The sequence below is a fragment of the Duganella rivi genome (genome assembly GCF_009857435.1).
Classification (GTDB): Bacteria; Pseudomonadota; Gammaproteobacteria; order Burkholderiales; family Burkholderiaceae_D; genus Rugamonas; species Rugamonas rivi.
The window spans coordinates 593,962-617,012 of the sequence record NZ_WWCK01000004.1 but is presented as its reverse complement, the minus strand read 5'-3'; the positions used below and the strand labels follow the sequence as shown (position 1 = coordinate 617,012).

Genomic DNA, 23,051 nt, shown 5'->3' with positions numbered 1-23,051 from the left:
CACGGTATCATGCAGTCATGATTAAACGACTGCTGATCCTGCTGTTGCTGTTGCAAGCCGCGCTCGTCGGCTTGCTGGCCGTTGGTCTCTACTACTGGTGGCGTCCGGCGTGGCAAGCCACGCTGAGCGCACCGTCCACGGTCGCGGTTTATCTCGCCTTCGGCCTGCTGGCGGTGCTGCTGGTGCGCTTGTTCATTTCGGCCAACAACTTCTACCTGAGCTGGCGCGCCGGCAGCATCACGCCGCCGGATCACGCGCTCAATCCGCGCAGCGCGGCCAGCTTGTTCTGGCAAGAGTTCCATTCCTCGATGCTGACCACGTCCTACTACATGCTGCGTCCGATCGGCATGCAAGTGCATCCCGAAGCGCGCGGCTTGCCGGTGCTGCTGATACACGGCTACGTGTGCAACAGCGGCTATTGGCTACCGATGAGCAAGCTGCTGAAGGAGGCGCGCATCAGCCACTATGGCATCGACCTTGAACCGCCGGGCGCATCCATCGATGATTACGCGCCGCAGGTACAGGCGGCAGTCGAGCGGCTGCGCAAGGAGACTGGCAGCGATAAAGTCATCATCGTTGGCCATAGCATGGGCGGACTGGTGGCGCGCGCTTATCTGCGCCGCTACGGCGATGCCCATATCGCGCGCGTGATCACGCTCGGCACGCCGCATCACGGCACCGCGCTGGCGCACTTCGGCCCCGGCAGCAACGCTGCGCAAATGCGGCGCGACAGCGCGTGGCTGGCCTCGCTGGCCGCATCTGAGGCAAATACGCAACGGATGTTGATTAGTTCCATCTACTCTGTTCATGACAACATCATTGCGCCGCAGGACTCCAGCGACTTGCCTGGCGCCCGCAATCTCGTGTTCGGCGCTATAGGCCACGTGGCGCTGGGAAGGCACCCTGACATCATGCAATGCACTCTGAGAGAGATCGAGACCGCCGCGCACGCGTGATTTTGTGTGAGGATGTTGCAGCCGCCTTGCTGTATGGTTATTCCTGTACCCGTAGCAATAAGGCGAGGCGATGGCGAGCGATTTCTGCACACTGATCCTGGATGAATGCCCTGACGCGGTCGTGCTGACCACGCTGGAAGGCGTGGTGGTGTATTGGACCAAGGGTGCGCAAGCCGTGTTCGGTTACACCAGCGAGGAAGCGCTGGGTAGCCGGCTGGACGAGTTGATCGTACCGACGGCCCTGCGCGTCGACGGTGCGGCGGCGGTGCAGCAAGTGCTGGCGCACGGTGTGGCCAGCTACGAGTCGGTGCGCCAGGCCAAGGACGGCACGCTGGTCTACATCGACAGTTCCAGCAAGCTGGTGCGCGGCGCCGACGGCCAGCCCGAGTACATTTTGTGGAGTAAAAAAGACGTTACCGCGCTCAAGGTGCTGCGCGACGCCAAGCTGGTCGCGGCGCGGTACGACGGCATCCTCGAGTCCATGCCCGACGCCATCATCATGGCCAACACGGCAGGCCGCGTGGTGCTGGCCAACAGCCAGGCCGAGCGCCTGTTTGGCTACCCGCGCGGGGCGCTGCGCGGCATCGTGCTCGAGCAATTGATGCCGCTGCGTTTTCGCGGCGCCCATATGGCGCACCGCACCGGCTATGCCGCCCAGCCGCAGGTACGGCCCATGGGCAGTGGCCGCGACCTGTACGGCCTGCGCAGCGACGGTGCCGAGTTCCCGGTGGAGATCAGCCTGAGCCCGATCGACACGGAAGAGGGCGTGCTGGTGATGAGCGCCATCCGCGACATCAGCGAGCGCAAGCAATTCGAGCAGGCGCTGCAAGAAAAGAATGTCGAACTTGCAAAAGCTGTGGCAGCCAAGGATCGCTTCCTCACCGGCATGTCGCACGAATTACGCACGCCGTTGAACGCGATCATCGGTTTTACAGGTACTATGCTGATGAAGTTGCCTGGACCCATTAATGATGAGCAGAACAAACAGTTGCGCATGGTGCAAAGCAGCGCCCGTCATCTGCTGTCGCTGATTAACGATTTGCTTGACCTCACGCGCATCGAGTCGGGCAAGGTGGAATTGGACGTCGCACCGCTGCCGTGCCGCGCCTTGATCGATGAAGTGCTGACCTCGTTCAAACCGCAAGCGCGCAGCAAGGGACTGGCGCTGGAGTTTGAAGCGTCGGCCGAAGAGTTGACGGTGTCAAGCGACCGCCGGGCGGTACAGCAAATCCTGATGAATCTGCTTCACAATGCGATCAAGTTCACCAATAACGGCACGGTGCTGGTACGGCTGGCCAAGTCGATGGTGGGGACGCGCGCTTGCGCCACCATCAGCGTCAGCGATACCGGCATCGGCATCGCCGCCGAGCAGCGCGACGACATGTTTCAAGCCTTTTCGCAGCTCGATGCCGCTGCGCTGCGCCAGTTCGAGGGCACCGGACTGGGCTTGCATCTGAGCCGCAAGCTGGCGTCGCTGCTGCATGGCGAGATTTTGTTTGATAGCGAGTACGGCGTGGGCAGTGTGTTCACGCTGGCACTGCCACTGGAAGAATAAAGAAAAGGAGGGGTCACGTGTCAGCACGTATCCTGATTATCGAAGACAATGCCACCAACATGGAGTTGATGGTGTATTTGCTGCGCGCGTTCGGCTACACGCCGTTGTCGGCCAGCGATGGCGAGGCGGGCGTGGCAGCCGCCAAGCGCGAGTTGCCCGATCTGATTATTTGCGATGTCCATCTGCCCAAGCTGGACGGCTATGGCGTGGTCACCGCGCTCAAGGCCGATCCCGAGGTGCGCCATATCCCGGCGCTGGCCGTGACCGCGCTGGCCATGGTGGGCGACCGCGAGAAGCTGCTGGAAGCGGGCTTTGACGGCTACATTGGCAAGCCGATTGAACCGGATACCTTCGTGTCGCAAATTGAGTCTTTTTTACAAGGGGCAGTGTCGTCCCCGAGTAAGAACGACACGGCCACGATCTTGATCGTGGACGATCACGTACTCAATCGTGAATTCCTGATGACGCTGCTGAGCTACGGCGGCCACCGCTTGCTGGAGGCCGCCAACGGCGTCGAGGGCTTGAAAATGGTGCTGGCGGAAAAGCCCGACCTGGTGATTTCCGACATCCTGATGCCGAACATGGACGGCTACGAATTCGTCACCCGCATGCACGAGCACGCGGAGACGGCCGACGTGCCGGTGATTTTCTACACCGCCACCTACCGCGAACGCGAAGCGATGGCGGTGGCGCAATCGTGCGGCGTGCGCTGGGTGCTGCCGAAACCGTCCGACCCGGAAGTGATCCTGCAAACCGTGCAGGAAGCGCTGGGACTGGCCGCGCGTGAGCCGATGGCCGAGGGCTTGCCATCGTTTGCGCCGGAACCGCCGCAAGAAGGGCGCTTCCACGACATCGACCACAAAGTGGCCGAGTATCTGGATGAACTCGAATCGAGCAGCCAGCTCATCACGCAGTTTGCCAACGACACCGACGATAGCTCGCCCGAGAACCTGTCGCGCATGACGCAGCGGCTGTCGCAATCGCTGTCCAGTCTGCAAGCGGTAAGCTTGCGCTTGACGGCGCTGATCGAACTCGGCATCGAACTGGGCGCCGAGCGCGATCCCGGTGCGCTGGTGGAAATCGGCTGCCGCGTGGCGCAGAATATTTGCGTGTCGAAGTACGCGTGCATCGGCGTGCTGGAGCCGGGCGCGACCGAGCTCAGCTACTTTGCCAGTTGTGGCGCCGGCATGCCGGTGCGGCAGATTGCGCAAACCCCGCGTGCCGGCGTGCTGCGCGGCTTGCTTGACCAGCGCCTGCCGTGCCGCATCAACGATTTGAATGGCGACCCGGCCAGCATCGGCTTGCCGCCGACGCATCCGCCTGTGCATAGCTTCCTCGGCGTGCCGATTGCGTCGCCTGAGCGCACCCATGGCTGGCTCTACCTGGTCGATAAGCTGGGCGCAGACGGCTTCTCGGAAGTCGACGAACGCGTGGCCGGCACGGTGGCGGCGCAAGTGGCGGTGGCTTTTGAAAACCTGCTGCTGTATGAAGAAATCAAGCGCCATCACGCCCAGCTGACCTTGGACATGAACGCCCGCATCCGCCTGGACGAAGACCTGCGCCGCTTCCGTCTGGCGATGGATGCCACGGCCGACGCCATCTTCCTGGTGGACCGCGCCGGCATGTGCTTCGTAGACGTCAATGCGACGGCGTGCCGCATGCTGGGCTTCGAGCGCGACGACTTCCTCAAGGTTGGCCCGAATCGCTCGCTGGAAGGCGACCTGCACAAGCTGGAAGAACTGTACGACAAGCTGCTGGCCGGCGACCAGAGCGGCGCCATGACCGAGCTGCAATTGCACTGCCATGACGGCACGCCGCTGGCGGTGGAAGTGCAGCGCCGCACGCTGCGTTCCGGCTCCAGCTGGATCCTGGTGGCGGTGGCGCGCGACATCACCGAGCGCAAGGAAGCCGAGCAGCGCCTGCTCAAGCTGGCCCACTTCGACACCTTGACCGGGTTGCCCAATCGCAGCCAGTTCTACGATTCGTTGGCCCACTCGCTGCGGCAGGCGGAAGAGCACAAGTGGTCGCTGGCAGTGCTGTTCCTGGACGTGGATCGCTTCAAGAATGTGAATGACACGCTGGGCCACACCATCGGCGACGAACTGCTGCGCCAGTTCTCCAGCCGCCTGGTCGATTGCCTGCGTGTGCGCGACACCATCGGCCGTTTTGGCGGCGACGAGTTTGCCGCCATCCTGATGCTGCCCGACGGCGCGCAGAACGCGATTGCGGTGGTCGATAAAATCCGCGACTCGCTGCGCCGGCCGTTTGATTTGAAAGGCCACGAGGTCACCGTCACGGCCAGTATCGGCATTGCCGTCTACCCCGACGACGGCGCCGAGCCGGACACGCTGATCCAGTACGCCGACACCGCCATGTACCGCGCCAAGGAAGCGGGACGCGACGCTTTCCGTTTCTTCACCGCCGAAATGAACGCGCAATCGCTGGCGCGGCTGGACTTGGAAAACGCTTTGCGGCGCGCCATCGAGAACGAGGAATTCGTGCTGCACTTCCAGCCCAAGGTGCACATCGACAGCGGCCGCATCAGCGGCGCCGAAGTGCTGATCCGCTGGCAGCGGCCGGGCCATGGCATGGTGTCGCCGGCGCTGTTTATTCCGCTGCTGGAAGAGACCGGGCTGATCGTGCGCGTCGGCACCTGGGTGATCCACGAGGCGTGCCGCAAGATCGCTTACTGGGGCAAGACCAATGCCGGCGCGGTGCACTTGTCGGTCAACGTGTCGGGCATCCAGTTCTTTGTCGGCGGGCTGGAAGAAGAGGTATTGAGGGCGATCCGCGAGCACGGCATCGCGCCGGAGTTGCTGGAGCTGGAGTTGACCGAAAGCTCGCTGATGTCCAACGCCGAAGAAACCATCACCGTGCTGCAAAACCTGAAAGCGCTCGGCATCCAGATTTCCATTGACGACTTCGGCACCGGCTATTCCTCGCTGGCGTACCTGAAGCGCTTCCCGATCGACAAGCTGAAAATCGACATTGCCTTCGTGCGCGAAGTGACCAGCAACCCTGACGATGCGGCCATCGTGCTGGCCATCATTAACATGGCGCACAGCCTCAAGCTCAACGTGATTGCCGAAGGCGTCGAGAAAGACGCGCAGCTGTCCTACCTGCGCCGCCATGGCTGCGATGAAATGCAGGGCTATTACTTCAGCCGTCCATTGCCGGCAGACGATTTCGAAGCCATGCTGCGCGAAGGCCGCCGCATGCAAGCGCCGGTGGATGAAAGCATGGTCGAACAGCAGACCTTGCTCATCGTCGACGACGACGCTTTCATGCTCGACGTGCTGACCGATTTCCTGTCGCAAGACGGCTACCGCATCCTGACCGCGCAAACGGCGGCAGAGGGCTTCGACATCCTGGCACGCCACCGCGTGCAAGTGATCCTGTGCGACCAATGCATGCCGCTGATGAGCGGAACCGAATTCATGGAGCGGGTGAAGAACCTGGCGCCGGACACCTTCCGCATCATGCTGTCAGCGTATGCGGACCTCACGCCGATCATGGCCGCCATCAACCACGGCGCCATCGACCGCTTCTACACCAAGCCGTGGAAAGGCGCCGTCCTGCGCGAAAACATCCGCGAAGGCTTCCGCCTGCAAGCCCAGGCCCACGGCCCGGCCGCCAGCGTCTCCGCCGCCACTCAAGAAGAAATCAAAATCGCTAGCTAACGATTCGGGGTCAGCTCTGTCATTTGGACATCCAAACCAATTGTTTGATTTTCCTCAATACGCCAATTTCAGCACTTTCACGTATTGATAAAGATCAAAGATTTGCACTGACTGTCCAAATGACAGAGCTGACCCCGATCTACTCATCATATTTTGACGCGGTTTTCGCCATTGCAGACTGTCGTTATTCATCTACCTCTTTCTAAGTTCGGCCTCAATTTTCTTGATGAGATCCTGGCTCCTAAACGCCGGTGCCGAGTTTCCGCAGCTATCCACCCATAATGTGCCATCCCGATCTTCAGAAATAAAGAGGACGTGTTCTTCGCCAAGCAACATGCCATAGCGTGCGCTGGTGTTTTCGTCACGTACCGAGATAGTGTCTGGGAGTTTCCCTTTCAATCGGGTTTTCACTTTGATCTTTATCGTGTATGCAGTGATACCCACAGGATCGGTAGCATCTTCTTTAAGCTCATTTTTCTGTATGACACGGCCTACAATAATTGATTGGGCAGTCTTTATCTCATCGTCAAGCGGGATCTTATAACCCGAGATCTCTGTTTGAGGGGCAAGGCAAAATGCATTAGCTGTAGGGGTAAGTAGTACAAGATACAGCAAAGGTGCAATCAGTAGCCTGGAGGCGAGCGCGGCGTTGAAGATAAGATGCATTTTTCCCTCAGTTGGTGACTGTGGGCATCAGGATAGCACCTTGCTAAGCATGGAAAATGCGCGAACTCTCACCGTTCGCGCCAGTCGATCCTGAATTAGAAAGCGCTCTTGACCACGCCGCCGTCGACGCGCAGCGCGGCGCCGGTAGTGGCGGAGGCCAGCGGGCTGGCCACGTAGGCGACCAGCGAGGCCACTTCCTGCGGCGTGCCGAAGCGCTTGATCAGGGAAGTAGGGCGCACGTGTTCGAAGAATTCGGACTCCACTTGCTCGAAGGTTTTGCCGCTGCCGTTCGCCATGTCTTGCACGAAGTCGCCCACGCCGCGCGATTTGGTCGGGCCGGGCAGCACGCTGTTGACGGTGATGCCGGTGCCGGCCACCGATTCCGCCAATCCGCGCGAGACGGCGATCTGCGCGGTCTTGCTCATGCCGTAGTGAACCATCTCGGTTGGGATCTGGATGCCGCTCTCGCTGGAGATGAAGATGATCCGGCCCCAATTCGTGCGCTTCATTTCGGGCAGCACCAGCCGCGCCAGCCGCACGCCGCTCAGCACGTTGACGTCAAAGAAGCGCTGCCAATCTTCATCGGGAATATCTTCAAACGCCTTGGGCTCAAAGATGCCGAGGTTGTTGACGAGGATGTTGATGCCGGGATGTTTGCGGGCCACTTCCTCCGCTGCCGCAGCCTGGCTCAAGTCACCGGCAAAAGCGTGCACCGTACCCTTGGTCTCCGAACGGATGCGTTCCGCCGCCTCATCGGTACTGGCCTGCGAGCGGCCGTTGACGATTACGCTGGCGCCTTCTTGCGCCAGCGTGTGTGCAATTGCGTAGCCGATGCCGGCCGTGCTACCACTGACCAAAGCCAGTTTGCCTTTGAGCTGCAAGTCCATGTCGATTCTCCTTGGGTGAATGAGGTTCTCCGCCACTGTAGCAAGAATTCGCGCCGGCCTCTCTCTGTCGATAGTCGAGCGGTTTTCTACCCCATAGTGTAATTTAGTTGGAGTAATATCAGGTGCATGAAACTGACTCCTCTCGTTGGCGTCCTGAGCTTGCTGCTGGCCTGCGCAGCAACCCATGCTGCGCCGCTGAAAATCTATGGCATGGAGAGCAAGCCGATCAGTTTTCTGAACGGCTCCCGCCCCGACGGCTTTGCGGTGGAGCTGGCCCGCGCCATCCAAGACCGCCTCGGCCAGCGCGACCCGATCAACATCGTGCCATGGGCGCGTGCCAACACGGTGGCGGTAGCCGAGCCGGGCGTGATGCTGCTGGCCATAGGCCGTACCGTCGAGCGCGAACGCAGGATGCATTTCGTCGGCCCCATCTTCTACACCCGGGTGACGGCGTTTGCAGCCAAGGGCAAGCCGGCCGAGTGGCAGAAACAGAATGTCGATCTGCGCCAGCTGCGTGCCGGGGCGCGCCGTGGCAGTCTCTTTGTAGCGCTGCCGCGCGCGCAGGGCTACAAGGTGCAGGACGAGACCAATACTTCCGAAACCGCCGCCAAGATGCTGATGAACCACCGCTTCGATCTGTGGTTCGATGGCGAGGAGCTGTACGCCGACGCGCTGCGGCTGGCCGGCTACCGCGAGGCCGACGTTGAAATCGTGTTCCGGCTCGATCTGATCGAAGTGCACTTTGCTTTTTCCAACGGCACGCCGGATGCCACCATCAAGGCTTGGGACAACGCCCTGCGCGAGATGAAGCGCGACGGCAGCTTCGGCAAAATCTACCGCAAGTGGCTGCCGCCGCATCAACTGCCGGCCGACGCGGCCTTGTCGCATTAGTAAGCATTCTCTAGAATGGCTCGGCTAGAATAAAATACCGGCAAACAGCATTCATGGGATGGAAATGGCTAAGAAGTTGAAGAAGAACGACGACCAGCAATTGGACGCAGTGCGCATGTCGTCGCAAGAAATCTGGCAAGCCGGTTTGGCGGCCTTTGCCAAGGCACAGGAAGACGAGGGCAAGTTCTTCTCGATGCAGTTGTTCGAGGAGCGCGTGCTGCGCGCCCTGAGTTCGATCGGCGTACCGTCCCGGCAGGAAGTCGACGCGCTGCAGCAGCGTATCGACGAGCTGACCAAGCAAGTGGCCGCGCTGTCCGGCGCCGCTAAGCCAGCGGCTAAAAAGGCCGCCGCGCCCGCCAAGGCCGAGAAACCGGCTGCCGCGAAAAAGCCTGCGGCCAAGAAGCCGGCCGTTAAAAAAACGGCAGCGAAAAAGCCCGCCGCCAAGAAAGCCAAATAACTAACTGGCGGCATCTGGCCGCTAAGTGCGCCTAAAAGCGTGCGCGGGTGTTCCTCTGTGGTGCGCATCGGTGTTATGCTTGCACGAGAATAAACAGAGGTTCCACCGCTATGCTACAAAAAGCCCCACGCCGTACCCGCGAACGGATATTAGAGCTGTCCTTGCGCTTGTTTAATGAGTTCGGCGAGCCCAATATCACCACCACGGTGATCGCCGAAGAGATGAATATCTCACCGGGGAATTTGTACTACCACTTCCGCAACAAGGACGATATCGTCAACTCGATCTTCGTCCAGTTCGAGGCTGAGATCGAGCGCATTCTGACCGTGCCCAATGGCCGCCGCTCCAACATCGAGGACGTGTGGCTGTACCTGCACCTGATGTTTGAACTGATCTGGCGCTACCGCTTCTTCTACCGCGACTTGAACGACCTGCTGTCGCGCAACCGCAAGCTGGAGCTACACTTCAAGCAAATCCTCGCGCACAAGATCAAGGTCGCCAAGCAGCTGTGCGAAGACCTGCGCAGCGAGAAATCGCTGGAAGCCTCCGACACCGCCATCGACGCCATGGCCACCAATATGGTGGTGGTGGCGACTTATTGGCTGTCCTACGAATATGTACGCAACCCGCGCAAGTACAGCGAGCAGCAGTCGATGGCCGATGCGCTGGCGCGCGGCTGCTACCAGGTGCTGTCGCAGATCGGCCCTTATCTGCGCAATGAAACCAGCTTGCTGTTCCAAAAACTGTCCGAAGAATATCTGAAGAAGTTGAAGTAGACCGGAGGCTTCATGGCGTGGACCCCTTTCCCGTATCCCGATCCAGCGTTCCGCTACACGCCGGAGAGTTTGCAAGCGGCGTGGCCGCAACTGCACGCTGGTGACCGCGAGGCGTTTCCCACCCACCCGGCGCTGCTGCAAGCCTGGATTGCCTATCACGCCGGCGAGTACGAACGGGCCGCGCGGCTGGGATTGGACGTGGGCGTGAATGGCTACGCGGTGGCGCACAAAGCCATCTGCATGTACACCAACTACCTGGAGCCGAATCTGAAAAAGCGCTTGGCCACGTTTGAATGCGTGGCCGAACGCTGCGAGCGCCAGCAACTGGAGCAGCCCAATAATCCGGCCGGCTATTACTGGCACGCCTACGCGCTAGGCCAGTACTCGCAAGGGATTTCGGTGATGAAGGCGCTGGCGCAGGGACTCGGCGCCAAGATCAAGCGTAGCCTTGACACGGCGATCCAACTGGCGCCGCAGCGCGCCGATGCGCACATCGCGCTGGGCGTCTACCACGCCGAGATTCTGGACAAGGCCGGCGCCGTGCTGGCCGGCCTGACCTACGGCGTAAAGAAGGAAGAGGGCTACCGCCAGTTCGAGACGGCGCTGCAATTGAATCCCGATTCGGCCATCGCCCGCATCCAGTACGCGCGCGCGCTGCTGATGTTGGACGGTAAAAAGAAAACGGCGCAAGCCATGAGTTTGTACGAGCAGGCTGCCTGCTGTAACGTGCGTGACGCGTCCGAGCGGCTGGATCAGGACGCGGCGCAAAAAGAATTAGAAGAGGAAAAACTGAGTGGTTAAGTCGATTTGTGTGTACTGCGGCGCCAATCCTGGCGCATCCCCCCGTTTTGCCGAAGAGGCGCGCGCATTGGCGCGGGCGATGGTGGAGCGCAACCTGGCGCTGGTCTACGGCGGCGGCAAGGTGGGCCTGATGGGCGTGATCGCCGATGAAGTGCTGCGTCTTGGCGGCGAAGTCACCGGTGTGATTCCGACCGCGCTGGTTGAACGCGAAGTAGGGCATACCGGCCTGACGCGCCAGTTCATCGTCAAGGATATGCACGAGCGCAAGGCCATGATGGCGCAATTGTCCGACGGCTTTATCGCCATGCCCGGCGGCCTCGGCACGCTGGAAGAGCTGTTCGAGGTACTGACGTGGGCGCAACTGGGCATCCACTCCAAGCCGATCGGCTTGCTCAACGTTGATGGCTATTACGATGGTCTCGTCAGCTTCGTGCGTCACGCCACCGAGCAAGAGCTGGTGCGTCCGCAGCACGCGGCCCTGATGATGGTCGAAAACGATGGCGAGGCGCTGCTGCGCCGCTTGACCACCTGATCTTCACTACACTCATGAAAGTTGTAGTTTTGAAACGACGTTGCCTCGGGGAATAAATGCGTCGTTTTGGTGCGCTACGCCCCATAAGCAGTTCGGTACTGAACATTACGGTATTCAATGGTGATGGTAAATTGAAAACTGTTATGTCAATTTGGCATTAATTGTGATTTAATCGCAAGACGTGACAGGGGACGGGCCGCCTTCGGCCCGACAATAATATTCGTACCGGAGATTCAGCCTTGAAAACCTTAAAAATGTTACAAGCATCCGTCGCCGCAGCCATGTTGTGTGCTGCCTCCGCGCAGGCGACGACGATCATCGATTTCGACAAAGCCACTGTGGAAAATGGGCAGTTATCGCATGTGGTCGCTGCGTGGGTGGGGAATACCTATGTGGAAGATGGCTTCCAGCTGCAAAGCTCGGGCTGGCCAATCAATGAATTGGTGGTAGCTGACCTCACCTACAATGCCGGCTCGTATTCGATGGGCACGACCGCCCTCGATACCGTTACGCTGACCAACGCGGCCAGCAACCCGTTCAGCCTGAATTCGATTAATCTGCTGCGTCCGCTGGGCGTTGGTAACTACAAGATCACCTTTACCGGCACCAAGGCCGATAGCTCGGTGGTGACGCAGGACTTCACCTTCACCAACCTGACCTGGAACACGGTGACCTTCGGCGCCAACTTCAGCAATCTGACGTCAGTGACCTGGTCTGAAGGTTCGCCGCTGCCGTTCGGCCGCGTCTACGTGTTTGACAACATCAGCGTGACAGCGGTGCCGGAACCGGGCACCTACGCCATGCTGCTGGCCGGCCTGGGCTTGGTCGGCTGGGCGCGTCGCCGCAAGCAGGCTTGATTTAGCTCCATAACTTTCGGCCTTCGGTCTCTAGCTGGGTCAGGTAGAGACGAAGGTCGAATTCATATTGGTGGTAGTTGGGCTCCATGTAGGTGCACAACTTGTAGAACGCCTTGTCGTGCTGCTTTTCCTTGATGTGCGCCAGCTCGTGCACCGCGATCATGCGCAGGAATTCCAGCGGCACATCCTTGAACATGGTCGCTACCCGGATCTCGTGCTTGGCCTTGAGCTTGCCGCCCTGCACGCGCGAGATGGCGGTATGCAATCCCAGCGCGTGATTGATCACGTGGATCTTGCTGTCGTACTCGACCTTGTTGATCGGTTCGGCATTGCGCAAAAACTCCGTCTTTAAATCCTGCACATACTGGTACAGCGCACGGTCGGTGCGCAGGTCGTGCGGCTTGCTGTAGCGCTTGAGCAGGGTGTCGCCCAGCTGCTTGTTGGCGATCAGTTGCGAGACCTGCTGCTGGAGCTGGTCGGAATAGGCGCTGAGGTACTTCAGGTGGGACATGGCGGCGGCAAAAATGAGCGAGTCGAGACTCTACCACAATGGCAGGGGCCGAATTCTCCGTTGCGCTATATAATCGAGTATATTGCGGTTCTGACTCAGGGAGAATTGATGTTCAAAGCAAGCGTGGCGATCGCGCTGGTGGCGCTCGGCGGTGCAGCATCGGCGGCTGATGTGACGGTATCGGCGGCAGCCAGCCTGACCAACGCTTTCAAGGAAATCGGCGCGGCATTCGAGAAAGAACATGCGGGCGGCAAGGTGCTGTTCAACTTTGCCGCCTCCGACCCGCTGGTGCAGCAGATCGCCAAGGGCGCGCCGGTCGACGTGTTCGCTTCCGCCGACCAGGATGCGATGGACAAGGCCGACAACCTCAAGCTGCTGGCTCCCGGCACCCGCAAGAACTTCGCCAGCAACAGCCTGGTGCTGATCGTGCCGCAGGGCGGCAAGGTTGCTGTGAAGAGCGTGGCCGACGTAGCGCAGCCTGCCGTGGCGCGCATCACCATCGGCAATCCAGCCAGCGTGCCGGTGGGCCGCTACACCAAGGCCGCGCTGGAGCAGGCCAAGCTGTGGGCGGCGGTTGAGCCCAAGCTGATCCTCGGCACCTCGGTGCGCCAGTGTCTCGACTACGTGGCGCGCGGCGAGGTGGACGCCGGTTTCGTCTACGCCACCGATGCCGCCATCGTCAAGGACAAGGTCACCGTGGTGGCGACCGTGCCGACCGGGACGCCGGTCACGTACCCAATCGCTGTGATTGCCGCCGGGCCGCAAGCAGCACTTGGCCGCAAGTTTGCCGATTACGTGCAATCGCCTGCTGGCCAGGCGATCCTGTCCAAGTACGGTTTCGGCCGCCCATAACGTGGATGCAATTGAACCAGCTTGGGTAGCGTTGCGGCTGTCGTTGAAGGTGGCCTGCTGGGCTACCGTGATTGATCTGGTGTTTGGCGTGGCGCTCGGCTATCTGCTGGCGCGCAAGCGCTTTCCCGGCCGCGAATTATTAGATGCTTTGCTGACCCTGCCGATGGTGATGCCGCCAACCGTGCTCGGCTATTACCTGCTGGTGCTGATAGGCCGCAACGGCGTGATCGGCGCGTGGTTGCAGCAGCACTTCGGCATCAATCTCATTTTTACCTGGCAGGCGGCGGTGATCGCGGCGGCCGTGGTGGCGTTTCCCTTGGTGCTGAAAGGCGCGCGCGCCGCGTTTGAAAGCGTCGACACGCAGTTTGAGCAGGCCGCGCGCGTGCTTGGTGTGTCGTCGTTCGGCGTGTTTATGCGCGTGACTTTGCCGCTGGCGTGGCGCGGTGTGCTGGGCGGCACTTTGCTGGCCTTCGCTCGCTCGATGGGCGAGTTCGGCGCCACGCTGATGGTGGCCGGCAGCATCCCCGGCAAAACCCAGACGCTGTCGATCGCCGTGTACGAAGCCGTGCAAGCAGGGCAGGACGATCACGCCAACCTGCTGGTGATCATCACCTCGGTGGTGTGTATCGCCGTACTGGTGGTGGCCAACAAGCTGACGCCCAACCGCAACCCGCTGGTGTGATCCATGCAAATTTCTCTCGACATCAGCAAGACTCTGCGTTCCGGCGAGCGCGAATTCCAGCTTGAAGCGCGCTTTGTTTCGCAGGGCCAGCGCGTAGTGGTGTACGGCCCGTCCGGCGCCGGCAAGAGCCAGATGATGAAGGCGCTGGCCGGCCTGATGACGCCGGATCGCGGCCGCATTGAGCTGGCCGGCCGTTGCTTGTACGACGGCGTGGCCGGCATCGACGTGCCGGCACGCGAGCGCAACGTCGCTTACCTGTTCCAGGATTACGCGCTGTTCCCGCACTTGAACGTGCGGCAGAACATAGGCTTCGGCCTGCAACGCGGCTGGCGCAATCCGCGCGCCGGCGTGGACGGCGAGGCGATACGCTATTGGCTGCAAGCGTTTGAGCTGGAGCACGTGGCGCACCAATTTCCCCATCAACTATCGGGCGGCCAGCGGCAACGCGTGGCCTTGGCGCGCGCACTGGCGCCGCAGCCATCGGCGCTGCTGCTGGACGAGCCGTTTGCCGCGCTCGATCCCGGCCTGCGCGCACGCATGCGCGCCGAACTGGATACCTTGCAGCGGCGGCTGGCGATTCCGATGCTGATCATCACCCACGATCCTGAAGACGTGCGCGTGTTTGGCGAGCATGTGCTGCGCATGGAACAGGGCCGCATCGTCGAGGAGACGCAAGCATGACCATGGAATTGCAAGGCAATGTATGGCTGACCATCGACGGCCAGAAGCTGGGCGGGCTAGACCGCGTGGCGCTGTTGGCAGCGGTAGCGAAGGCGGGCTCGATCACCGCCGCTGCCAAGTCGGTCGGCATGAGCTACAAAGGCGCATGGGATGCGATCGAAGCGATGAACAACCTGGCCGGCGAACCGCTGGTCGAGCGCGCCGCGGGCGGCAAGGGCGGCGGCGGTACGCGGCTGACGCCGCGCGGCGCGCAGCTGGTGGAAAACTTCGGCAAGGTCGATGCGGCGCACCGCGAGTTTGTCGCGCACCTCAGCAGCCAGTCGCACGCATTGGCCGACGATTTTTTGCTCATTCAAAGGATGAAGATGACAACCAGCGCGCGGAATCAGTTCAGCGGCAAGGTCGTGGCGCTGAAACACGGCGCAGTGAATGATGAAGTGGTGCTGGAAATCGTCGGCGGCCAGCGCATCGTTGCCACCATCACGCGCGATAGCAGCGAGAGCCTGGGGCTGGAGATCGGCGTGGAGGCGTTTGCCTTGATCAAGGCCTCGTCCATCATCGTGGCGACTGAACTCGGCGACGTCAAACTGTCGGCCCGTAATCGGCTGATCGGCAAAGTAAGCCGCGTGCTGCCGGGCGCCGTGAATACTGAAGTGAGCATCGAACTGCCCGGTGGCGGCGCCATCGCCGCTATCGTCACGCGTGACAGCGGCGAGGCGCTGGCGCTGGAAGCCGGCGCTGAAGCGAGTGCGATCTTCAAGGCCTCCAGCGTGACTATCGGCACGCCGGCATAAGCACTTACTGCTGGTTGCCTCCTTTCGAGGATTGCTCGGAATCTGCGCCGCTGCGCGTACCGTTTTTATCGGCTGCGGCGCGCGCTGCGGACTGGCGGCTTTCGCCACCCTTGCGGCCGATGGCGGCCATGTGCTCGCGATCGCGGCTGACGGCTTCTCCACCTTTTTGCCCGGCGCGCCGGGCTTCCTCCGAATCAAACTCATGCGCCGTGCCTTTTTGGTGGGCTGCTTGGCCGCCCTTGCTGGCGATGGCGCGCTGGGTGGCTTCGTCCATGGCGGCAAAGCCGCGCTTGGCCGTGCCCTTGGGTTTGTCGCTTGCTGAATTATTTGCCATAAAAACCTCCGTCGGTTGTGTGGGTGAAGCAGCGGTTTGGCTTGCTGCTCTGTGTGGTTAGAGTTGCAAGGTTGACGGAAGTTCCAGTTAATGCCGCAGCAAGCTCCCCGGCTGGAGGTGGGCCAGCTGTTCGGCCACGCGGTGCTGGTAGCTTTGCAGCGACTGGCGGCCCGGTTGCCATTGCGCGGCGATGGCGGAGCCGAGTTGGGCGGCGTCCTTGCTGTTCATGACGCGCTGCATATCGGCGCCGGCTTCGGCAATCAGGTCGCGGCCCAGTTGCAGATTGAGGGCGCTGACCTTTTGCATGGTGTCAAAAATGCGTAGCGAGACTTCGACGTAAAAATCCAGCAGGAGGCTGACGTTCGAGCAGAGGGCGGGATTAGGGAGTGGGAACATGGTGAATCCTCGGCGTGTTGGCGGTTCTTGATAGACGCCGAGGCGGGCAGAAGGTTCCCTTGTATTTTTACGGTGTCGCCACCTGCAACACCAGCTTGCCGAAGTTCTTCCCTTCAAACAGCATATTCAGCGCTTGCGGGAAGTTTTCCAGGCCTTGGACGATGTCTTCCTTGCTCTTGACTTTGCCTTCCTTCATCCAGCCGGCCAGCGCGGCGACACCGAGGTGGTAGCGGTCGGCGTAGTCGAACACCACGATGCCTTCCATGCGCGCGCGGTTGACCAGCAGCGACAGGTAATTCGACGGGCCCTTCACCGCCGTGGTGTTGTTGTACTGCGAGATGGCGCCGCAGATGACGATGCGCGCTTTCAGGTTGATGCGGGTGAGTACGGTGTCGAGGATCTCGCCGCCGACGTTGTCGAAGTAGACGTCCACACCCTGCGGGCAATGCTGCTTGAGGCCGTCCTTGACCGAGTCGTTCTTGTAGTCGATGCAGGCGTCGAAGCCCAACTGGTTGACCACGAAATCGCATTTGTCCTTGCCGCCGGCAATGCCGACCACACGGCAGCCGAGTTGCTTGGCGACCTGGCCCACGGTCTGGCCGACGGCACCGGCCGCGCCCGACACCACGACGGTGTCGCCGGCTTTCGGCTGGCCCGATTCGAGCAGGCCGAAGTAGGCGGTCATGCCGGGCATGCCCAGCGTGTTCAGGTAAGTGGTCAGCGGCGCCAGTGTCGGATCGATTTTGTAGAACGCGCCGCTCTTGTCGTCGGCCGCCCCAGTCCAGTAGCGCTGCACGCCGGTGCCGCCCGAGACGTGGTCGCCGACGGCAAACTTGGGCGACTTCGACGCTACCACCACGCCGACGCCGCCGGCGCGCATTACCTCGCCGATGGCCACCGGGCGGATGTAGGATTTGCCCTCGTTCATCCAGCCGCGCATGGCCGGGTCGAGCGATAGGTACAGCACCTTGACGCGGATCTCGCCGTCAGCCAGCGGGCGCAGCGGCTCGTCGGCCTGTTGCCAATCGCTGTCCTTGACCATGCCGACTGGACGCGCAGCCAAGCGGAATTGCAGATTTGTCTCCATGGATTTCCTCCTTGTTGGGATGTGGATGACTATATCTCAAATTGCACGATCGTGCTATTTTTGTCTGGTGAGGCAAGGCGTGCGACAATAGGTGTCTTTTTGTCCAACCTTCGACGGTTTTAACGGTTTTATGAGCAATCCCGAATACATTTTGACCCTGTCTTGCCTGGATCAGCGCGGAATCGTTCATCGCGTATCGGGCTTCCTGGCTGACCACGGCTGCAACATCATCGATTCGGCCCAGTTTGGCGACAGCGAATCGCATCTGTTCTTCATGCGCGTGCACTTTGCCCGCGAAGATAGCAACGTCAGCGACGAACTGCTGCGCGCCGACTTCAGCCTGCTTGCCGCCGATATGAAGCTGGACTGGGAACTGCGCGACGCCCACTACAAGCCGCGCGTGATGCTGATGGTGTCGAAGATCGGCCATTGCCTGAACGACCTGCTGTTCCGTTACAAGAGCGGTTTGCTGCCGGTGGAAATTCCGGCCATCGTGTCGAACCACATGGATTTCTACCAGCTGGCCGCCAGCTACAACATCCCGTTCCACCACCTGCCGCTGGCAACCGGTGCACCGCTGGAAGACAAGCTGGCGCAGGAAGCCAGGATCATTGAGCTGATGAACACCCACAAGATCGACCTCGTAGTGCTGGCGCGCTACATGCAGATCCTGTCGCCGGGCCTGTGCGAGGCGCTGAAAGGGAAGGCGATCAATATTCACCATTCCTTCCTGCCGAGCTTCAAGGGCGCCAAGCCGTACGCGCAGGCGCACCACCGCGGCGTGAAACTGATCGGCGCCACCGCGCACTTTGTCACCGGCGATCTGGACGAAGGCCCGATCATCGAGCAGGATGTAGAGCGCGTCGATCACTCGATGGATGCCGACACCCTGTCCGCCATCGGCCGCGACGTCGAGTGCGTGGTGCTGGCGCGCGCAGTGAAATGGTTTGTTGAACACCGCATTTTGCAAAACGGCGCGAAAACCGTCGTATTTAAGTAAGAGATTTTTTAGATGGCCCTCAAAGCAACAATTTACAAAGCAGAACTGTCGATTGCCGACATGGATCGCAATTACTACGAAACGCACCAGCTGACCTTGGCGCGCCATCCGTCCGAGACCGACGAACGCATGATGGTGCGTCTGGTCGCCTTCGCGATTCACGCCAACGAGGCGCTGACCTTCACCAAGGGCTTGTTCGACGTTGAAGAGCCGGATCTGTGGCACAAGGATTTGACCGGCGCGATTGAGCTGTCGATCCAGGTCGGCCAGCCTGATGAGAAGGTGATTCTGAAGGCTTGCGGCCGCTCGGAGCACGTCTACGTATACAGCTATGCGGCCACCAGCCACATCTGGTGGAAAGGCTTGGCCAACAAAGTCGAACGCTGCAAGAATCTGACCGTGGTGGATTTGAACGCAGACGCCACCGAGCAGCTGGGCAAGATGGCGCAGCGCACGATGCAGCTGCAATGCACGATTCAAGACGGCCAGATCTGGCTGACCGATGGCACCACCACGGTTGAGGTTACCCGCGAGGTATTGAAGTCCGAGCGTTAAATTTTTAGGGAGGCTGCGATGAAGAAGTGCTTCACTTTGCTGGCGCTATATACCTTGGCCTGCGCCACGGCTGCACAAGCGCACGTGACGCTGGATCAGGCCAACGGCTATGCGGGCACGTATCAGAAGCTGGCCTTCCGCGTCGGCCACGGTTGCGACGGCAAGGCCACCACCGGCCTGACCGTCACGCTGCCGGAGGGCGCGTCGCACGCCAAGCCTATGCCCAAGGCGGGCTGGAAAATCAACATCGTCAACAACGGCGCACTGAACGAAATCAGCTGGCGCGGCGGCTCGCTGCCCGATGCTTACTTCGATGAGTTCGTGGTGCAGGTGAAGCTGGCCAGCGAGCCGGGCAAGCTGTACTTCCGCATCGTGCAGGAGTGCGGCAAGGTGAGCGTGGCGTGGGATGAAATCGCCGGTGAAAAGATGAAGGCGCCCGCACCGGTGCTGGAAGTCTTGCTTGCACCGGCCGGTACGCCGCATCACGCGCACTGATTACTTCACGACCGCGCCGCCTTTCATTACCCACTGGACTTGCTCCAGTGTTTTCACATCTTTCAGTGGCTCCCCATCCACGGCGATCAGGTCGGCAAACTTGCCGGCCTCGATGCTGCCTACCTTGTCGCTCCAGCCCAGCAGATCGGCCGCATTGACAGTGGCGGTGCGGATCGCTTGCGCTGGCGTCATGCCCAGTTTCACCAGGACGGCGAACTCGCGCGCGTTCAGGCCGTGCGGGTAGACTGCGGCGTCGGTGCCGAAAGCAATCGGCACACCGGCCTTGATTGCCTTGCCGATGTTGACACGGGCCGTCGGCAGCACCACCTTGGCTTTTTCCAACAGCGGCTTCGGCAGCTTGATGGCTTCGGCGTTTTCAATCAGCCAGTCGCCGAGGTAGAGCGTTGGCACCAGATAGGTCTTGTGCTCCTTCATCAGCTTGATGCCTTCCTCGTCGATGTAGGAGCCGTGCTCGATCGAATCGACGCCGGCCAGTACCGACAGCTTGATGCCGTCGCCGCCGTGCGCGTGGGCGGCGGTCTTGCGGCCGAGGCGGTGGGCGTCGCTGATGATGGCCTTCAATTCGTCCAGCGTGTATTGCGAGGTGCGCGGATCGTCGCCGAAGGACAGCACGCCGCCGGTGGCGCAAATCTTGATGACGTCGGCGCCGTACTTGATGTTGCGGCGGGTGACTTTCATGGCTTCGTCGGCGCCGTCGGCCACGCCGAGGGCCGTGGACTTGTACTCGGGCGCGTGCATGGTGTCGTCGCAGTGGCCGCCGGTAATGCTGAGCGGCGGGCCGGAGGCGAGGATGCGCGGGCCGGGCACGTCGCCGTCGTTGATGGCGTCGCGCAGGCCGATGTCGGTGTAGTTGTCGGCGCCGACGTCGCGGATGGTGGTGAAGCCAGCCCGCAGCGTGGTCAGCGCGTTCTTGGCGCCGACCAGCGTCACGCGCGGCACGGACTTGGCGATGATGCTGTAGCCGGCGTCTTCCGGCGCGCCGGTAATGTGAGTGTGGGCGTCGATCAGGCCGGGCAGCAAGGTCTTGTTGCCGAGGTCGATGACTTGGGCGCCGGCCGGGATGGCGAGCTTGCTGCCGGCGGCGGTGATGCGTTCGCCGCTGATCAGCACCACGGCGTTGTCGACCAGCGTGCCGCTGCGCACATCGACCATGTGGGCGGCCTTGACGGCGATGGTAGTGGGCTCTGCTGCGCAAGCCGCCGCGCAGGCCAGCATCAGGATAGACGAGGTGATCGCTTTCAAGTATTTCTCCCTAAAGTTGATGTCTTGTTGAGGAGCGCCAAACCCAGCTCGCCGCCTAGCGTACTCGGCAATGATGCTGATGGCTAGAATATTTTCATGAACTCCCGCCGCGACGCCATCTACAAGCAGCTATTTTCCCATCCCGAAATCGTGCGCGACCTGGTGGCTGGCTTCCTAACAGCCGACTGGGCGCAAGCTGCCGCCGGTGTTGCCTATCGTGTTCTATCACGGACACCATCCATGGCGTGCTGCTACCGAGTTGAGCCAGCTGATGCTGTCGCCGCCGGACGGATTGGAGCGCTTTCAGGCGAATCAGAAATATCTGTTGATCGATCAGCGCCATGACTCTGATCGGGGCGATATCGTCAGCTTGCTGTTCGATGTCTTGCGAGCATCGACTGAAGCGGAGATACATGTCGCCGCCATTGCCTTCGCCAAGAGGATGAGACAAGCTGATCTAGCGTCAGTTAGAGACAGCCTCGCTAATTGGCTGCAGCTCACCTTGCAAGACGACTTAGGCGGCGCTAACCTAGACATCGAGGAGGACTTTGCTATGCCACCAAAAAGAAAATTTAGGTTTGAAGAGGTCTTTAATGATGAGTTCTTCGAGGAACTTAAGAAAGGACCGGAAGAGAGTCGGCAACTAGGACTCGAGCAGGGGATTCAAGAAGGAAGGCAGCAAGGAGTGCAGCAGGGATTGCAGCAAGGGGAGCTGCTGGCGTTGCGCGACGTGCTGGATGATTTGCTGACCGGAGATGTGCCTGCTGCGGCTGCGCCGAAGATCGCGGAAGCTGACAGCAGCCAGCTCCGCGCTTGGATTAAATCTTTGATCGCTGGTGTTAGCCCTCAACAATTATTTGCCGAGGGCTGAGAGGCGCTTACACACCCAGCAGCGATACCGATTTGGTGTTGAGATAAGCTTCCAGCGCCTCAGGGCCGCCTTCCGAGCCATAGCCCGAATCTTTCACGCCACCAAACGGCATCTCGGCGCTAGGCGTGGCAGGCTGGTTCAGCCACAGCATGCCCACTTCCACATTGTTCATCAACTGGTGCGCATTCTTGATCGAACGCGTGAACGCATAACCAGCCAGGCCAAACGGCAGGCGGTTCGATTCCGCAATCGCCTCATCCAGCGTGTCGAAGCCACGAATCGCCGCCAGCGGGCCAAACGGTTCATCGTTAAACACACTCGCATTCAGCGGCACGTCGGCCAGAATGGTTGGCGCGAAGAAGTTGCCGTCAGTGCCAACGCGTTCGCCGCCAGTGGCAACCTTGGCGCCCTTGGCGCGTGCATCTTCCACGAACTGGCTCATCGCCGCGACGCGGCGCGGATTGGCCAGCGGGCCCAGCGTCGTGCCTTCCACCAGGCCGTTACCCAGTTGCAGACGCTCGGCATGCGCCACCAGCGCGCGGGTAAATTCTTCCTTGATGCTGTTGTGCACCAGGAAGCGGGTAGGCGAGATGCACACCTGGCCAGCGTTGCGGAACTTGGCGCCGCCGGTTGCTTCCACCGCCAGCGCGACATCCGCATCGTCCGCCACAATCACCGGAGCGTGGCCGCCCAGCTCCATGGTGACGCGCTTCATGTGCAGGCCAGCCAGCGAAGCCAGCTGCTTGCCCACCGGCGTCGAACCGGTGAAAGTCACTTTGCGGATCACCGGATGCGGAATCAGGTAGCTGGAAATCTCGGCGGGATCGCCGAACACCAGCCCCACCACGCCCGCCGGCACGCCTGCATCAACGAAGCACTGGAACAGCGCAGCCGGCGAGGCCGGGGTTTCTTCCGGCGCCTTGCACAGGAACGAGCAACCGGTGGCCAGCGCTGCCGCCAGTTTGCGGACGACTTGATTGATCGGGAAATTCCACGGCGTGAACGCCGCCACCGGGCCGACTGGCTCCTTCAGCACCAACTGCTGCGCCGCAGGATTACGCGATGGCACGATACGGCCATACACGCGCATGCCTTCGGCCGCGAACCAGTCAATGATATCGGCGCCAGCCAGCGCTTCGCCCTTGGCTTGCGCCAGCGGCTTGCCCTGTTCCTGCGTCAGCAGCACAGCGATGTCGCCGGCGCGTTCGCGCAACAGCGCAGCAGCGCGGCGCATGATGGCGGTACGTTCAAACGCCGGCACTTTGCGCCATGCTTCAAAACCGCGCTGCGCCGCCGCCAGTGCGCGATCGAGGTCGGCGGTGCTGGCGTGAGCGACCGTGCCAATGGCTTTGCCGGTCGCCGGATTCATCACCTGGATGGTCTTGCCGCCGGTGGCGTCAGTCCATTCATTGCCAATCAGCAGGCGGACGTCTGGGTAGGAAATAGTGGTCATGGGGAATCTCCGGTCATTT

At 61.0% G+C, this 23,051-nt stretch carries 25 protein-coding genes; 17 read left to right on the top strand and 8 right to left on the bottom strand.

Features of this window, described 5'->3' with window-relative positions; translation table 11 throughout:
• Positions 1-17: 17 nt before the first annotated feature.
• From GTP45_RS15235 to GTP45_RS15225, 3 genes are all read left to right on the top strand, one after another.
• Positions 18-956: an esterase/lipase family protein gene (locus tag GTP45_RS15235; protein ID WP_161014702.1), complete on the top strand. Its 939-nt coding sequence runs from the start codon at positions 18-20 to the stop codon at positions 954-956.
• Between the two features lie 70 nt (positions 957-1,026).
• Positions 1,027-2,511 (top strand): PAS domain-containing sensor histidine kinase, encoded by a 1,485-nt coding sequence (locus GTP45_RS15230; RefSeq protein ID WP_161014701.1) that lies wholly within the window; start codon positions 1,027-1,029, stop codon positions 2,509-2,511.
• 17 nt (positions 2,512-2,528) lie between these two features.
• Positions 2,529-6,191 (top strand): EAL domain-containing protein, encoded by a 3,663-nt coding sequence (locus GTP45_RS15225; RefSeq protein ID WP_161014700.1) that lies wholly within the window; start codon positions 2,529-2,531, stop codon positions 6,189-6,191.
• A gap of 192 nt (positions 6,192-6,383) precedes the next feature.
• Here GTP45_RS15225 and GTP45_RS15220 read toward each other — a convergent pair whose 3' ends face one another.
• Positions 6,384-6,857 carry a hypothetical protein gene (locus tag GTP45_RS15220; RefSeq protein WP_161014699.1) on the bottom strand — a complete coding sequence of 158 codons (474 nt, stop codon included), beginning with the start codon at positions 6,855-6,857 and terminating at the stop codon, positions 6,384-6,386.
• Between the two features lie 95 nt (positions 6,858-6,952).
• Positions 6,953-7,744: an SDR family NAD(P)-dependent oxidoreductase gene (locus GTP45_RS15215; RefSeq protein WP_161014698.1), complete on the bottom strand. Its 792-nt coding sequence runs from the start codon at positions 7,742-7,744 to the stop codon at positions 6,953-6,955.
• Between the two features lie 126 nt (positions 7,745-7,870).
• On the opposite strand from GTP45_RS15215, the gene GTP45_RS15210 reads away from it, so the two are divergent.
• The 6 genes from GTP45_RS15210 (at position 7,871) to GTP45_RS28710 (ending at position 12,058) form a co-directional block, all read left to right on the top strand.
• Positions 7,871-8,635: a substrate-binding periplasmic protein gene (locus GTP45_RS15210; protein WP_161014697.1), complete on the top strand. Its 765-nt coding sequence runs from the start codon at positions 7,871-7,873 to the stop codon at positions 8,633-8,635.
• Between the two features lie 64 nt (positions 8,636-8,699).
• Entirely contained in the window at positions 8,700-9,092 is a 393-nt protein-coding gene (locus GTP45_RS15205; protein ID WP_161014696.1) for a phasin family protein, read from the top strand.
• Positions 9,093-9,202: 110 nt separating this feature from the next.
• Entirely contained in the window at positions 9,203-9,868 is a 666-nt protein-coding gene (locus GTP45_RS15200) for a TetR/AcrR family transcriptional regulator (protein ID WP_008446927.1), read from the top strand.
• A gap of 12 nt (positions 9,869-9,880) precedes the next feature.
• Positions 9,881-10,669 (top strand): tetratricopeptide repeat protein, encoded by a 789-nt coding sequence (locus GTP45_RS15195; protein ID WP_161014695.1) that lies wholly within the window; start codon positions 9,881-9,883, stop codon positions 10,667-10,669.
• On the top strand, positions 10,662-11,201 hold the full coding sequence (locus GTP45_RS15190; RefSeq protein WP_161014694.1) for an LOG family protein: 540 nt from the start codon (positions 10,662-10,664) through the stop codon (positions 11,199-11,201). The genes GTP45_RS15195 and GTP45_RS15190 overlap by 8 nt, the downstream gene beginning before the upstream one ends.
• A 254-nt stretch (positions 11,202-11,455) precedes the next feature.
• A complete protein-coding gene (locus tag GTP45_RS28710) occupies positions 11,456-12,058 on the top strand; it encodes a PEP-CTERM sorting domain-containing protein (RefSeq protein WP_229258471.1) in 603 nt (200 codons plus the stop codon).
• A gap of 1 nt (position 12,059) precedes the next feature.
• Here GTP45_RS28710 and GTP45_RS15180 read toward each other — a convergent pair whose 3' ends face one another.
• On the bottom strand, positions 12,060-12,569 hold the full coding sequence (locus GTP45_RS15180; protein WP_161014693.1) for a M48 family metallopeptidase: 510 nt from the start codon (positions 12,567-12,569) through the stop codon (positions 12,060-12,062).
• A 108-nt stretch (positions 12,570-12,677) separates the two neighbouring features.
• Here GTP45_RS15180 and modA point away from each other — a divergent pair, with 108 nt between their 5' ends.
• The 4 genes from modA to GTP45_RS15160 are packed head-to-tail and all read left to right on the top strand — an operon-like array spanning position 12,678 to position 15,578.
• Positions 12,678-13,421 (top strand): molybdate ABC transporter substrate-binding protein, encoded by a 744-nt coding sequence (gene modA / locus GTP45_RS15175; protein WP_161014692.1) that lies wholly within the window; start codon positions 12,678-12,680, stop codon positions 13,419-13,421.
• Positions 13,422-13,431: 10 nt separating this feature from the next.
• Positions 13,432-14,103: a molybdate ABC transporter permease subunit gene (modB, locus tag GTP45_RS15170; RefSeq protein ID WP_161014907.1), complete on the top strand. Its 672-nt coding sequence runs from the start codon at positions 13,432-13,434 to the stop codon at positions 14,101-14,103.
• Positions 14,104-14,106: 3 nt separating this feature from the next.
• Positions 14,107-14,784, top strand: coding sequence for a sulfate/molybdate ABC transporter ATP-binding protein (locus GTP45_RS15165; protein ID WP_161014691.1), 678 nt, complete (start codon positions 14,107-14,109; stop codon positions 14,782-14,784).
• 2 nt (positions 14,785-14,786) lie between these two features.
• On the top strand, positions 14,787-15,578 hold the full coding sequence (locus GTP45_RS15160; RefSeq protein WP_161014906.1) for a TOBE domain-containing protein: 792 nt from the start codon (positions 14,787-14,789) through the stop codon (positions 15,576-15,578).
• A gap of 4 nt (positions 15,579-15,582) precedes the next feature.
• Here GTP45_RS15160 and GTP45_RS15155 read toward each other — a convergent pair whose 3' ends face one another.
• From GTP45_RS15155 to GTP45_RS15145, 3 genes are all read right to left on the bottom strand, one after another.
• The gene (locus tag GTP45_RS15155) at positions 15,583-15,912 is read right to left on the bottom strand and encodes a KGG domain-containing protein (RefSeq protein WP_161014690.1); all 330 of its coding nucleotides are present in this window, start codon (positions 15,910-15,912) and stop codon (positions 15,583-15,585) included.
• Between the two features lie 87 nt (positions 15,913-15,999).
• Positions 16,000-16,308 carry a phasin family protein gene (locus GTP45_RS15150; RefSeq protein WP_161014689.1) on the bottom strand — a complete coding sequence of 103 codons (309 nt, stop codon included), beginning with the start codon at positions 16,306-16,308 and terminating at the stop codon, positions 16,000-16,002.
• A gap of 67 nt (positions 16,309-16,375) precedes the next feature.
• Positions 16,376-17,395, bottom strand: a complete 1,020-nt coding sequence (locus GTP45_RS15145; protein WP_161014688.1) for an NADP-dependent oxidoreductase — start codon at positions 17,393-17,395, stop codon at positions 16,376-16,378.
• A 130-nt stretch (positions 17,396-17,525) separates the two neighbouring features.
• On the opposite strand from GTP45_RS15145, the gene purU reads away from it, so the two are divergent.
• The 3 genes from purU to GTP45_RS15130 are packed head-to-tail and all read left to right on the top strand — an operon-like array spanning position 17,526 to position 19,445.
• Positions 17,526-18,395: a formyltetrahydrofolate deformylase gene (gene purU, locus GTP45_RS15140; protein ID WP_161014687.1), complete on the top strand. Its 870-nt coding sequence runs from the start codon at positions 17,526-17,528 to the stop codon at positions 18,393-18,395.
• 12 nt (positions 18,396-18,407) lie between these two features.
• On the top strand, positions 18,408-18,950 hold the full coding sequence (locus GTP45_RS15135; protein ID WP_161014686.1) for a YaeQ family protein: 543 nt from the start codon (positions 18,408-18,410) through the stop codon (positions 18,948-18,950).
• 18 nt (positions 18,951-18,968) lie between these two features.
• Positions 18,969-19,445, top strand: a complete 477-nt coding sequence (locus GTP45_RS15130; RefSeq protein WP_161014685.1) for a YcnI family copper-binding membrane protein — start codon at positions 18,969-18,971, stop codon at positions 19,443-19,445.
• Here the strand turns inward: GTP45_RS15130 and GTP45_RS15125 are convergent, their stop codons facing one another.
• A complete protein-coding gene (locus GTP45_RS15125) occupies positions 19,446-20,708 on the bottom strand; it encodes a Xaa-Pro dipeptidase (protein WP_229258470.1) in 1,263 nt (420 codons plus the stop codon).
• Positions 20,709-20,913: 205 nt separating this feature from the next.
• On the opposite strand from GTP45_RS15125, the gene GTP45_RS15120 reads away from it, so the two are divergent.
• Positions 20,914-21,579: a hypothetical protein gene (locus GTP45_RS15120; RefSeq protein ID WP_371874459.1), complete on the top strand. Its 666-nt coding sequence runs from the start codon at positions 20,914-20,916 to the stop codon at positions 21,577-21,579.
• 7 nt (positions 21,580-21,586) lie between these two features.
• On the opposite strand, the gene GTP45_RS15115 is transcribed toward GTP45_RS15120, so the two are convergent.
• Positions 21,587-23,032, bottom strand: a complete 1,446-nt coding sequence (locus GTP45_RS15115) for an NAD-dependent succinate-semialdehyde dehydrogenase (RefSeq protein ID WP_161014684.1) — start codon at positions 23,030-23,032, stop codon at positions 21,587-21,589.
• Positions 23,033-23,051 lie beyond the last annotated feature (19 nt).